The organism is Litorimonas sp., assembly GCA_029936425.1.
GTDB lineage: Bacteria > Pseudomonadota > Alphaproteobacteria > Caulobacterales > Maricaulaceae > Litorimonas.
On sequence record JAPYSU010000001.1, the window covers coordinates 34,986 to 47,997 of the forward strand.

Sequence of the window (13,012 nt, forward strand, 5' to 3'; positions counted from 1 at the left end):
TTAATCTAGGTAAATTATTTATGGGAAAGTGAACCTGGCCTCAAGAGAAAATTTTGCTACCGGCTTTGCGAAATCAGACTATAAACCGCATAAACGTTCTATTATTACGAAATATCACGCAAAAGAATTCTTTAGGGCCCTAATCAGGTCGGATTCCGCCTCCATCCCGACAGATAAACGCAAGAGATTATCTGTCACCCCGGCTTTGAGCCGCGCCTCTTTCGCCATGCCGCGATGGGTCATGGTTGAGGGCTGACAAATCAGGCTTTCCACCCCGCCGAGCGAAGCCGCCAGTTGAAAGATTTCAATCTTATTCAATATTTTGGCGGCCAGTTCCGGGCTTTCAACTTCGAAAGAGAGCATGGCGCCGGGGCCGGACTGCTGGGTTTTCATCAATTTATGGCCGGGGTCGGAGCGGAGGCCGGGGTAATAGACTTTGCTCACGGCTTTGTGTTTTTGCAGGAATTTGGCGATGGCTAGGGCGTTGCGTTCCTGAATATCCATCCGGGCTGATAAGGTTCTGAGGCCGCGCAGGGTTTGCCAGCTATCAAAAGGGGACCCCGTCACGCCGGAACAATTGGCCCACCATTCCAGCGTCTCGCCGTTTTGCTCTGTTTTGGAAATCACGGCGCCGCCGACCACATCGCTATGACCATTGAGATATTTGGTGGTGGAATGAACGACGATATCACATCCAAGCGCCAGAGGCTGCTGACGCACGGGCGATAGGAAAGTGTTATCGGCGACCACAATCGCGCCGAAGGCTTTAGAGAGCTTGGCAATTTTGGCGACATCCACCAGACGCATCAGAGGGTTGGACGGCGTTTCGATTAAGACCATAGCGGGTTTTTCGTCGAGGGCTTCATGCAAGGCGTCAGGGTCGGATTGATCAATAAACAGAACCCGAATACGGCCCTGCTCGGCGCGATGGGTCAAAAGACGGTGTGTGCCGCCATAACAATCATGCGGCGCGATAATCAGCTCGTCCGCTTTTATCAGATTGAGGCAGAGGTCTATCGCGCTCATCCCGGAAGAGGTAATCGTTGCCGCCGCCCCGCCTTCCAGCGCCGCCAGAGCTCTGGCCAGACCGTCGCGATTGGGATTATTCGTCCGCCCGTAATCATAGGGCCCTTTTTCCTCCACGCTCGGCCAGAGATAGGTGGAGGTAGTATAAAGCGGCGGCGCGACCGAGCGAAAGGCAGGATCTGCGCCGATCTCGGCCTGAACGATTTGGGTTTGGAGGTCGGGTTTATTTTTCATGATCGATTTTCGCTTTATCTTAATCAAACCAAATTCTTACAAAATGCCTCAAGCCGAGGGCTCATCGCGTCATATTCTTTCAGGAAGGCATCATGGCCGTAAAGGCTGGTGAAGGTAAAGAGCTCGCTGGGCCCCGCGAGGCGGTCGCGGAGTTCGCGCATATCCGGCAGGGGGGCGAGCTGATCCGAAATCGCGGTCATCAATAATGTCGGTGTCGAAATGTTTTCCGGCTCAACGCGGTGGAGATCGATGGACTCTGACAGCGCCAGAAATCTCTGGGCGTCCATATCCCGCGCGAAAACATCTCCGCGCGAGCCGAGATAATCGCAGATATCAAAACTGAACGGGTTGCGGCCTGTTTCCGTCAGGGCAAATCTGTCGGCAAATTCTTCGGGTGTGCGGTACGTCGTCATGGCGAGTTCGCGGGCGAGCTTCAATCCGGCTTCTGGCTTCCCGGCGTCCAGGCCGAGCCTGACAACGCGCCGCTGAATACCGCGCCAGCCCACCCCGATGGGATAGGGTTTGTGCGCCGCGCCGATAATACAGAGGTTTTCGACCCAGTCCGGATGGTTCTGCGCGAGAACAAGTGAGCACATACCGCCATAAGAGGAGCCGATCATGGCCCTTGCCGGACCGAGCTTTTCAGCCTCTAACAAGTCAACAATGCGTTTGGCCTGATCGGCGGTGGTAATGGTTTCGGGGCAGTCCAGCCCGCCCTTGCCGGGGGCAAAATCGATACCAAGAACGCGGAATTTATTCAGGTTAATCGCCCCGCCTTTGCGCACGAGTTTGGACCACCAGCCGCGATTGAGCCGGCCGCCATCAGCAACAAAGCGGGACGCTGAAATACCGCCCAAGACAATTAAAAGCGGGCCGTCCGGATTGCCATAAAGCCGTCCACGCACCACGTCATTCGGGATATCGCATCCACGCTCCAGACTGACCGTGCCGCGATCAAAGGTAATGTCTTTAATGGGATGCGTCTGCGATGTCATAAGGCCCAATCCTACTGTTTTCGGGCCAGTCTGCAATCAAAAGGGGAGCAAAACGAGGGCGGGGAGCCTCTTCGTCTCATCTTCCGACTTTCGCCGCAGGATTTGGCACCTTCTGGGTTGCCCCGACGTCAAAGGGCCTGTCCCTCGGTCGGTCTTGATGAGTAAAGGGGATATGCGGGTCGGCGGCAGGCGCGTCAAGCCATTTTCAAACCAGAACTATCCCTGCTGTTCTTCCATCCGGTTCCACCAGACAAGCGCCATGAAAAAGCCCTTAAAGACGGGCAGGGTCAGCAGGCTGATAAGAGCGGCTATGCCGACCAAAATCAATGTGGCCAACCAATTGGCAATCGGCGCATCGAAAAAGAAAAAGTGGTAAACCACAATAATGACATGGGCGGAAAGCGTCATAGCGGCCCAGGCCGGGGCAAGGTCAGCGCGTACCTTTGTCCAGTTCTTGCCGCAGTTTTCGCAATGGGAGACGGGGCTGAGATAGGTTTGAAACAGACGTCCTTCACCGCAACGCGGACATTTCAGCAGAGCTCCGCGCAAAAAAGCCTGTCGCCGTGTTCCGGGAAACTCTTCAATATCATGCGGATGAGACATGAGGACTATATAGGGAAACAGGTTGTCTTTTGCCAAAGTTTAAACAGTCCTGCGGCAATTTGCGAGTAAGCTTTCCTGCCCTTGCCCGCAGACGCTAAATTTACATCATAAGTATCTGCATGGAATTGACTTATGGCGTTCATTTCTGTAAGTCAAAATTCATGAAAAACTGGTCTGATTACCCGATATTATTGGCGGTTGCGGAAGTTGGAAGTCTGACGGCGGCGGGAAAAAAACTGGGGATGAGCCAGCCTACGGTTGGTCGCCGGATCCGCGCCCTCGAAGATCACTTCAAAACACCTCTCTTGCGCCGCGAAGACGGCATTCTGGTGCCGACCCGTTTTGGTCAGTCCATGCTCGATCATGTTCGGCGCATGCAGGACGAAGCCGCCGCCATAGACCGTAGCTCTGCCACATTGGAGGATTCTCTTTCCGGAGTTGTGCGGCTCTCCGCCACGGAAGGTATCGGAACGGCCTGGCTTCCGGGCGTTATTCAGAGATTTCGTGACGAGCATCCGGATATTCTGATAGACCTTGGAATCGGTTTCCGGGATTTCAATTTGGCCCAACGCGAGGCCGACATCGCGCTCCGCTGGGAAAGCCCCGGAGAGCAAAACTCCTTGATTGGCCGTAAAGTCGCAAAAGTCTCTTTTGGATTCTATGCCTCTTCTGATTATATCAAGCGAAATGGCCAACCAAGAAGTCTCGACGAGATCGGTGAACATGACGGTATCATGGCCAATATCATGGACGGAAAGCAGCTCTGGCTACGGGACGGTGATGACGTCACCTACCCGCCTAAGCGCGTGACATTTCAAACCAACTCTATCTGGGCGTTCGGCGAAGCCCTGGAGCATGGCTACGGGATCGGTATGGAATCTCTTTGCGGACGGGACACACACCGCCGCAAAGACCTGCAGAGAATTCTGCCCGACATTACGCCGACGGAAGACCTCTATCTGGTAGCGCATCAGGATTTGCGCCGATCCACCCGTATCCGGGCCGTGTTCGATTTTCTGGTGAAGGCGTTCAAGCAGGATCAGGACTATTTCAAAACGGGCGGGCGGTCTGCTTTTGATCACGAACCAAGCCAGGTGGCCGAAAAGTCCAAAACGGGGCGTCTTCTGGACGCGGCGGAATAGCTGGCTGTTTCATCGCGCCGCTGATAAAGCTTGATACATGACAGAGAAAACAATCGATTTCGGTTTTGAAGACATTCCCGAGAGCCAGAAAGCCTCTCGCGTCCGGGGCGTGTTTGATTCCGTCGCGGGCAATTATGATTTGATGAATGACGCGATGAGCCTTGGCATACATCGCGTCTGGAAAAACATGACCATCACCAAATTAAATCCGCAGCCAGGCGAGGCCCTGCTGGATGTGGCCGGCGGGACAGGAGACCTGGCACGGAGGTTTATTCACGCGGCAGATGAGGTCAGGCGCCGCCGCGGCGGGGCGGCGGCAAGTGCAATTATTTGCGATATTAATGCGGAAATGCTTTTGGCCGGAGTGGACGCGAAAAAAGATGCAGGACTGGATTTATCCCGGGTCTGCGGCGACGCGCAAAACCTGCCCTTTCCGGACGAGACATTCGACGCCGTGACTATTGCTTTTGGCATTCGGAATGTCACCGATAGGGATATGGCGCTGCGGGAGTTTTTTCGCGTTTTAAAGCCCGGCGGGCGATTGGCCATCCTTGAATTTTCTACGCCGCCGACCCGCTGGCTCCGGCAGTTTTATGACGCCTATTCTTTTTCCGTCATACCAAGACTGGGGCAGGCTCTCGCGGAGGATCGAGACAGCTATCAATATCTTGTCGAATCCATTCGCCGTTTCCCCAAACAGGCGCAATTTGCCGAAATGGTAAAACAGGCCGGATTTAGCCGCGTGACCTATGAGGATTTCAGCGGGGGCATCGCCGCGCTCCATACGGGGTGGAAAATCTGGTAAATCTTTCCTTATGAGCGGGAACATTTTCAAAAGTTGTAAGTAAATTAAATAAGATTAATTTCAGGCTTACTTTTGGACACCCTTATGGCTCTGCTAAAAACTGCTCTTCCGATATTGCTCCTGTTCGGCGGCCTGTCCGCCTGCACGGAGGCGGCAAACACCTCAGACCCAACTGAGCAGTCTCAATCTAACACGCTGAAAATTACGGGCCAGATCGGCTATCGTGAACGCATCGCCTTGAGCCCCGGCGCGGTGGCAGAGATCAAGCTCCAGGACATTTCGATTGCCGACCGACCCGCGCCTGTACTGGCCGAACAGACCTTGGAATTTGACGGTCAGCAAATCCCGTGGGACTTTGAATTGAATGTAGAGTCTGATGAATTAGAGCCGCGCGGACGTTATTCCGTCCGGGCCATGATAAATGATCGGGATGGCCACCTTATGTTTACATCGGATACCGCCAATATTGTCCAGCCGGGCGAGGGGGATGTCGATTTAGGACTTATTCTGTTGCGGCAAAATACGGTTTCACAGGAAAAAACAGAAGATGACGATATGTGGGTTTATCGCTGCGGGGACACAAATGCGGCGATTGTTCAAAGCGAGGATATGATCCGGCTTAAAGTGGATGGAACATCCTATGACCTGCCCCGGGTCCCTTCTGCTTCTGGCGAAAAATATGAGGCGGATCTGAACGGACAGATGGTCATGTTCTGGTCGAAAGGCGAAAGGGCTTTGTTGAAAATCGGCGAAACATCCTATCCGGAATGCCAGGCCTAACGCGGCTTTTTGGCCAAAAGGCTCTTTTTAGCCCCGAAAACGGCCGAGACTTAAGAAACCGTAATTTGCGTCACGCCAGTGTGATTGGCCTGTGACACCCAGCTATGAGAGAATGTAGTATGAAAAAATTATCTTTATATATGACGCCCTTAATGCTCCCTTTAGCGCTTATGGCCTGCTCGGCGGCGGACAGTCAGGTTCAGACAGAGCCTGTACCCACTGAAACCGCGGCGCAAACGGATATGTCCGAAACGCAAGAGTCGATGGAGAGCCAGGAAACCTCTCAAATGGATGATGCCATGCAGGAAGGCGGAGTGAAGACCGCCGTTGTGGCCGGAGGATGTTTCTGGTGCGTTGAAGCCGACTTTGAAAAGCTGGACGGCGTGAGCGAAGTCGTCTCCGGTTATACAGGCGGAACGACGGTCAATCCGACTTATGAGGAAGTGACCTATGATAATACGGGCCATTACGAGGCGGCCGAGATTTATTATGATCCGTCCGTCGTCTCATATGACGAATTACTGGATTATTACTGGAAAACGATCGATCCGACGGATGCCGATGGGCAGTTTTGCGACCAGGGCGATAGCTACCGCACGGCGATATTTGCCACACCGGAACAAAAGGCTGCGGCGGAAGCCTCTCTGGCGGATATCAAACAGACCAAACCGTTTGACGCGCCGATTGTCACCCCTGTGAAAGAGCTTGGCGAGTTTTACAAGGCCGAAGACTATCATCAGGATTACTACAAAAAGAGCAGTCTGAAATATAAATTCTATCGGACTCGATGTGGTCGCGATGGTCGTCTCGAAGACCTTTGGGGCGAAGTCGTCACGGATTAACGCGATCTGGCTGTCGATGGCGGGGTGTAACTATATCCCGCCCAAACATTGAGCTGCCGACGCTTGCCGCCGCCCAGATCAATATCTATCGGCTCAAGCGGAACGAGCCTTTCAAAATCCTCATAATATAAGTCATCCCGGCCTTTATAATAGGTAATGAGAAGGACGGGCTTTTCTGTGCGCGAAAACGGGTTTGTCATCTCCGCATGATTGCCGGGCGCGGGCGAGAGCTTCCACATGGAAAGCGGCGCTGTCTCATTTAATCCATAATAAAGCGTATCATAGAATATCAGGCGGTTATCAGTTGCAACGCCGCTAAACTCATTTCCCTCATGCCCCTGGGCGTAGATTTTCTCGATGGCGCGGACGGTTTCGGGCCAGGCGCGGGATCGCTTGACTGAATTGGCCAATCCTATCGCATTTGCCCAGACCGGAACGATCAAAGCGATGCCGGCGATAATCATAACCGCGCTTTGTCCGGCCAAACCAATTTTCAAGGCTGTCATAAGCTTGGGCCTCGACGCGGCATAAAGCGCCACAATAATCGGCGACGCGATATAGGCCGTCGCGGCCCAATTTGCATTGGCGCGTGATAAGAGCGCCTCAAGAGAAATAACGATAAGAGGCAGGATGGCGAGACCCGCAATCCAGCGCCCAAGGACCGGAAGTTGTTTCCACTTAAATAAGGCAATGATTAAAACCGGAAAAGCGATGGGGCCAAAGACGCCTAACTGACTGACCCAGAAGCTCAGCAATTCAAGGGGGTTGAGGAGCGGGCCGGACAGGTTCGCATTCTCCGCCGTGTGCGCCAGAGTCGCGAAATCATGATTTAAATTCCAGATTATATTGGGAAGAAACAGAGCGGCGGCCAAAGCGCCTGCGGCAAATCCCTTAAATCCCAAAAGCGCCTGGCGCGTTTTACCATCAAACAAAACCGCAAGTCCCAAAACAGGCACAAAAAACAGCATGGCATATTTGGCAAGCAGGCCGAACCCGACGGCGAGGCCAAGCTGCAATGCTCTCGGCCAGCTCGGCGCGTCCCGCAGATAAACCCAGGCATTCAGCGCCAGAGCCCAGCACAGGAGCAGAGGCACATCCGTGCTGATAATAGTCGAGGACAGCCAGACGCCCGGCATGAGGAGATAAAAACACGCAGCCCAAAATCCCGTTCTGGCGTCAAATGGTTTTCGAACCGTAACGAAGATGACCCAGCAGGTCAGGCTGTGCAGCAGGGCGGAAGGCAGCCGGATGGCCCATTCAGCCTGTCCGAAAACGGACGTAAACAGAGCAATAATCCAGGCAATGAGAGGCGGTTTGGAAAAATACCCCCAATCCAGATCCTGCGACCACGCCCAATATTGCGCCTCATCGCCATGCAGATTAAGCGGAGACGCCATCATCAAGGCCCAGCGCAGGGCCAGCGTCCCAACAATCAGAAGCAAGAGCCATTGCCTGTATGAGATATTTTTTAAAGGCGAAGCCGACATGAGGGCGCTATGCCTTGGATATTCCGTAAAATAAACTCACTTTCGCTGACATTCCCTTTCACGCTAAGACTTTATTGACTTCGGCAACGCAAAACATCACGCCAAAGGACGGAATGAGGCTCGGAAGGGATGAATGCGCTCAGAACATCAGACATATGAGAGGCACCGGGCCCTGATATTTGATTCCGGCGTCGGGGGACTATCCGTCGTGGGCGAAATACGTAAACGTCTGCCCGATCTGGCGCTGGATTATGTGGCCGATGATGCCTTTCGGCCTTACGGCGAAAAATCGGAAGCGGAACTGACGGATCGCCTTCCGGGCTTGTTGGCGACGCTTGCCGAAATGACGTCCCCGGACTGTATTGTTATAGCTTGCAACACGGCGTCTGTTACGGCTCTGGAGGCCATAAGAGCAGAGATCGATATACCGGTCATAGGCGTGGTTCCGGCGATAAAGCCAGCCGCGGCCTGGTCGCGAACGGGCACAATTGGCGTGCTAGGAACGCCCGGAACCGTCCGGCGGAAATATGTCGATAGTCTTATTCAGCGTTTTGCCGGAAATTGCCAAGTGGTCTTGCAAGGGTCGGTCAATCTCGTGGACATGGCCGAACGCAAGCTCGCGGGGGAGCCGCCTGATCTAAAGAATATACGCCGCGAAATTGCGCCTCTTTTTGAAGGCCGCGAAGGCGCTGATATCGACGCCGTGGTTCTGGCCTGTACGCATTTCCCCTTATTGCGTGAAGACCTTCAGCGGGCGGCCCGGCAGACGGTTCGATGGATTGACAGCGGCGCGGCCATTGCCAAGAGAGTTGATGTCATTTTAGGCCCAATCGAAAAACAGTCGCGGCTCGTTCGGCCCGACACGGCTTTCCTGATCGGCCCCGACGCGGGGGCTGAGCGAAAGAGGGCGTTTCGCTCTTTCGGATTTGAAAGGGTGGTCGGTCTAATGCCCGGATAACGCCTTATATCCGAACCAGGCGGCGGCCAGCAGGACAAAGACGCCGATCGTAAACAGGCCGAAATGTTTCTTCATAATCTCTTCGGCTTTTCCGCCAAACGCGCGGACGAGCCCCGCCACAGCAAAAAACCTCAGACATCGCGCCAATATGCTGGCCCCGAGAAAGACGCCGAAATTGATCGGCACCGCGCCGCTCATAATCGTGATCACTTTATAGGGAAAAGGCGTCAGCCCGGCCCCAAACACCCAGAGGGCGCCGTTTTCATTTATATTCTGCCGGAAATCCTGCATTTGAGAGGATTTGCCAAGTATTTCCAGCAGAGGCTGGGCCAGAGTTTCGAAAAAGATCAACCCGATCATATAGCCGAAAATGCCGCCCAGAACCGAGAAAAACGCCGCTATCCCAGCGATTTTCCACCATTTCTTAGGGCTGGCCTGCACCATGGGAATGACCATGACATCGACAGGCACCGGGAAAAATGAGCTTTCGGCAAAAGACACAACGGCCAAGGCGGGCATGGCGCGAGGGTGGCGCGCCAGCGCTTTGGTCGACTCATACCACCGATCCAGAAATGCAAAATGACCTTTCATCGCCCTAGCGCTATAGGGCAGAGATTAAGGTCAAGTATATGGCCAAAATGGTTGACGATTGAAAAAGCGCAGCTATGTTGCGCGCCTTACCAAGGGCTTGGAATAAAAAGAGCCGAATGACAAGCGGGTGTGGCGGAATTGGTAGACGCGCGGGATTCAAAATCCCGTTCCTTTGGAGTGTCGGTTCGATTCCGACCACCCGTACCATTCAGACTTTCCGCTTCACTCGTAATTTTAGATTCATTCAGCTTTTCCGGCGCAATCCAAACTGGGTATTGTATTTAAATTTTGCAGAACAAAATTAAAATTGTTTTTCTCCGGACGTCTTCTCCAGGCAAGTGTCATGTTCTGATTTTGGAACAAATTCTCTTTTTCTTGCTATTTAACAAGAGAGCTTATCTGTAGACTTCGCTTTACAGCCCCAGCTTATACAGCTCTATCTTATATTAACGACACACATATTTTTGGAAAACATATATGACGACACTATTCTCTTATTGGCCTGAAGGACTGGACGCCGTAACCGCGGACAAATTTAAATCCGAAGAACAGGTTATCACGGAGCTTTTAGAGAAGATTGACCTGAGCGACGCGCAATATGCGGATATTTATCGCGAAGCCGAGGACATGGTGGAAATGTCCCGAAAGCGGAAAAAAGATCGCTCCATGCTCGACGCCTTCATGTCCGAATATGGACTTGGCAATGAAGAGGGTATTGCGCTTATGTGTCTGGCCGAAGCGCTTTTGCGCGTGCCGGACGCGGAAACCCGCGACGCTTTGATCGGGGATAAGCTCTCTCCTTATGACTGGGCAAAACATTTGGGCAAAGCCGATACGGTCTGGGTCAATGCCTCAACCTGGGGACTTCTGCTGACGGGCCGCGTCACGGGCCTTTCGGAGGAGTTTAGAGTAACGCCGTCAAATGTGATCTCCAAACTGACAAACCGTCTGGGCGAACCGGTTATTCGTAACGCCGTGATGAGCGCTATGCGCATGATGGGTCAGGAATTTGTGCAGGGCCAAACGATTAAACGCGCGATTAAAAACGGGCGGAAAAGATTTGGCGACAAACAGGGTTATTCATTTGACATGTTGGGCGAAGCGGCCCGCACACAGGAAGATGCCAAACGCTATCTTGAAGCCTATAAAAACGCGCTGGAAGTCATTGGCGCGGATGTTGCCAAAGGCAAGGCCCGGCAGGGTATTTCGGTCAAGCTCTCCGCTCTTTCTCCTCATTATCACGTCAGTCACTGGAATAGCGCCGTTCCTGAAATCGGCGATCTGGTTCTTGATCTGGCAAAGCGGGCGGTTGAATTGGGCGTGGACATAACACTGGACGCCGAAGAGGCAGACCGCCTGGAAATTTCTCTGGCGATATTTGATTATGTGGCCAGAAAGCTCGATTCCGGCGGGAGAGCGCGATTTGGGCTGGCTATTCAGGCCTTTGGCCGCCGCGCCCCTAAAGTCATAGAGTTTATTGCAAATCTGGGGCGTGAGTTAGAGAAACGCTTCCATATCCGTCTGGTGAAAGGCGCCTATTGGGATACGGAAATCAAACTCGCCCAAGCCGGTAATCATCCCGACTTCCCGGTATTTACCCGCAAACCGAACACGGATGTCGCCTATCTGGCGTGCGCGCAGCAAATCATGGAAAACCGCGACGTCTTCTTTGGACAATTCGCGACCCACAATGCCCATACGATTGCGGCCGTTATGGCGATGGCAGGGGATGATGCGGATAAATTCGAATTTCAGCGCCTCTTCGGGATGGGCGATATTGTCTATAGCGCAGCGAAATCACATTACGAGAATATGCCGCCCGTCAGAATTTATGCACCGGTCGGCGGCCACAAAGACCTTTTAGCATATCTCGTCCGGCGACTATTGGAAAACGGCGCGAACAGCTCCTTCGTCAATAAATATCTGGATCCGGATGTACCGATTTCCGAAGTGGTTCGCGACCCCGTGGCCCGTGTCAAGGAGTTCGACTCGATTGCGCATACGTCCATTTTACGCCCGAAAGATATTTTTCTGCCCGAGCGGGAAAATTCCTCCGGCCTAGATTTGTCCTGGAAGCCGCATTTGGAGACAGTTGAGAAAGCTCTGGAGAAGGCTATTCCTGACGCGCCAAAAGATGCCACGGAAAAGGATATCGATAAGGCCTTTGAAAAAGCGGATAAGGCTTACTTCGATTGGCAGGCCCGCCCGGTCAAAGATCGCGCCGACATGCTGGTCGTCACGGCGGACCTCTTGGAAAAACATAAAACGGACTTGATGAATATCCTCATCAAGGAAGCGGGAAAAAGCTGGTCTGACGCGAATGACGAAGTTCGCGAAGCCGTGGATTTCTGCCGCTATTATGCGGCGCAGGCTCGGAAGATGATGAGCGAGCCGATAGACCTGCCAGGGCCTGTCGGGGAAACCAATCAACTTTCCTATGGGTCTCGCGGCACCTTTGTCTGCATCAGCCCCTGGAATTTCTCACTGGCCATTTTCACAGGACAGATCGCTGCGGCTCTGGTTGTCGGGAATTGCGTCCTTGCCAAACCGGCAGAGCAAACACCACGAATTGCCCAAAGAACAACCGAGCTTTTCTATGAGGCCGGTGTGCCGAAAGAGGTGCTCAGCCTGATTATCGGAGACGGTAAAATCGGGGGGTATCTGACGGCGCATGACGGCGTGGACGGCGTTGCCTTTACGGGCGGTACGAATACGGCCGGATTAATCAACAAGACTTTGGCAAATAAAGAAGGCGAGATTATTCCGCTCATCGCCGAGACAGGTGGTCAGAACTGTATGATCGTGGACGGAACGGCCTTGCCCGAACAAGTTACGGATGATGTCATCAGTTCGGCCTTTCTTAGTGCCGGACAACGCTGCTCTGCAACGCGGGTCTTATATGTTCAGGCCGATATTGCAGACCGGGTCATTAAAATGATCAAGGGTGCGATGGACGACCTGGTGGTTGGAAATACCGAATCTCTGAGTACGGATGTCGGGCCCGTTATTGACGAGAAAGCGCAAAACGCGCTCAATGATCATATCGAAAAAATGAAGGCTTCGGGCCGCCCGTGGCACGCCTCTCCCTATCCGAAAACCCCGGCGGAAGGCACCTTTGTTGTTCCGCACATGTTTGAAATCGACTCCATAAACGATCTCGAAAAAGAACATTTCGGGCCTATCCTGCATGTCGTCCGGTTCAAGGCCAAAGAAGTCTCCAAAACGCTCGAAGAGGTATTCTCAACAGGTTACGGCCTGACTTTCGGGATTCATACACGAATTGAGAACCGCTGGAAAATGCTCGCGAAACGGGCTTTGGTCGGAAATGTTTATGTGAACCGGAATATGGTAGGCGCTATTGTGGGCTCGCAACCGTTCGGAGGGCAGGGACTGTCCGGAACAGGCTTCAAAGCCGGGGGACCGAACTATCTCCTGCGGTTTATGACGGAAAAATCCCTGAGCGTGAATACAACGGCGTCAGGCGGGAATGCCGCCTTGCTTAATCTGGAAAGCATTTGATTTTCTGACGATCATACCCATCTTTAGACT

General features: G+C 53.2%; 11 protein-coding genes, 1 tRNA gene and 1 riboswitch. Of the genes, 7 read left to right on the forward strand and 5 right to left on the reverse strand.

The features are described 5' to 3' along the window. Window positions 1–114: 114 nt before the first annotated feature. The 3 genes from metB to ACN0IC_RS00210 form a co-directional block, all read right to left on the reverse strand. Window positions 115–1,260 carry a cystathionine gamma-synthase gene (metB, locus tag ACN0IC_RS00200; RefSeq protein ID WP_416876727.1) on the reverse strand — a complete coding sequence of 382 codons (1,146 nt, stop codon included), beginning with the start codon at window positions 1,258–1,260 and terminating at the stop codon, window positions 115–117. A gap of 23 nt (window positions 1,261–1,283) precedes the next feature. After that, window positions 1,284–2,255 carry a homoserine O-succinyltransferase MetX gene (gene metX, locus ACN0IC_RS00205; RefSeq protein WP_416876728.1) on the reverse strand — a complete coding sequence of 324 codons (972 nt, stop codon included), beginning with the start codon at window positions 2,253–2,255 and terminating at the stop codon, window positions 1,284–1,286. A gap of 73 nt (window positions 2,256–2,328) precedes the next feature. After that, window positions 2,329–2,419, reverse strand: a riboswitch (SAM riboswitch). 52 nt (window positions 2,420–2,471) lie between these two features. After that, the gene (locus ACN0IC_RS00210; RefSeq protein WP_416876729.1) at window positions 2,472–2,894 is read right to left on the reverse strand and encodes a DUF983 domain-containing protein; all 423 of its coding nucleotides are present in this window, start codon (window positions 2,892–2,894) and stop codon (window positions 2,472–2,474) included. 125 nt (window positions 2,895–3,019) lie between these two features. On the opposite strand from ACN0IC_RS00210, the gene ACN0IC_RS00215 reads away from it, so the two are divergent. From ACN0IC_RS00215 to msrA, 4 genes are all read left to right on the forward strand, one after another. Continuing rightward, a complete protein-coding gene (locus ACN0IC_RS00215; protein ID WP_416876730.1) occupies window positions 3,020–4,000 on the forward strand; it encodes a LysR family transcriptional regulator in 981 nt (326 codons plus the stop codon). Between the two features lie 37 nt (window positions 4,001–4,037). Beyond that, entirely contained in the window at window positions 4,038–4,805 is a 768-nt protein-coding gene (ubiE, locus tag ACN0IC_RS00220) for a bifunctional demethylmenaquinone methyltransferase/2-methoxy-6-polyprenyl-1,4-benzoquinol methylase UbiE (protein WP_416876731.1), read from the forward strand. An 84-nt stretch (window positions 4,806–4,889) separates the two neighbouring features. Continuing rightward, window positions 4,890–5,585 carry a YbaY family lipoprotein gene (locus ACN0IC_RS00225; protein WP_416876732.1) on the forward strand — a complete coding sequence of 232 codons (696 nt, stop codon included), beginning with the start codon at window positions 4,890–4,892 and terminating at the stop codon, window positions 5,583–5,585. A 119-nt stretch (window positions 5,586–5,704) separates the two neighbouring features. Continuing rightward, a complete protein-coding gene (gene msrA, locus ACN0IC_RS00230; RefSeq protein WP_416876733.1) occupies window positions 5,705–6,427 on the forward strand; it encodes a peptide-methionine (S)-S-oxide reductase MsrA in 723 nt (240 codons plus the stop codon). On the opposite strand, the gene ACN0IC_RS00235 is transcribed toward msrA, so the two are convergent. After that, window positions 6,424–7,914, reverse strand: coding sequence for an ArnT family glycosyltransferase (locus tag ACN0IC_RS00235; protein ID WP_416876734.1), 1,491 nt, complete (start codon window positions 7,912–7,914; stop codon window positions 6,424–6,426). The genes msrA and ACN0IC_RS00235 overlap by 4 nt on opposite strands. Before the next feature lie 133 nt (window positions 7,915–8,047). Between ACN0IC_RS00235 and murI the strand changes: the two genes are divergently transcribed. Next, entirely contained in the window at window positions 8,048–8,872 is an 825-nt protein-coding gene (gene murI / locus ACN0IC_RS00240; protein ID WP_416876735.1) for a glutamate racemase, read from the forward strand. On the opposite strand, the gene ACN0IC_RS00245 is transcribed toward murI, so the two are convergent. After that, complete coding sequence (locus tag ACN0IC_RS00245; protein ID WP_416876736.1) at window positions 8,858–9,463, reverse strand: YqaA family protein; 606 nt, start codon at window positions 9,461–9,463, stop codon at window positions 8,858–8,860. The two genes, murI and ACN0IC_RS00245, sit on opposite strands and share 15 nt — an antisense overlap. 123 nt (window positions 9,464–9,586) lie before the next feature. Between ACN0IC_RS00245 and ACN0IC_RS00250 the strand changes: the two genes are divergently transcribed. Together ACN0IC_RS00250 and ACN0IC_RS00255 are read left to right on the forward strand one after the other, a co-directional pair. After that, window positions 9,587–9,670 (forward strand) — tRNA-Leu (locus tag ACN0IC_RS00250). Window positions 9,671–9,940: 270 nt separating this feature from the next. Then, on the forward strand, window positions 9,941–12,982 hold the full coding sequence (locus ACN0IC_RS00255; protein WP_416876737.1) for an L-glutamate gamma-semialdehyde dehydrogenase: 3,042 nt from the start codon (window positions 9,941–9,943) through the stop codon (window positions 12,980–12,982). Window positions 12,983–13,012 lie beyond the last annotated feature (30 nt).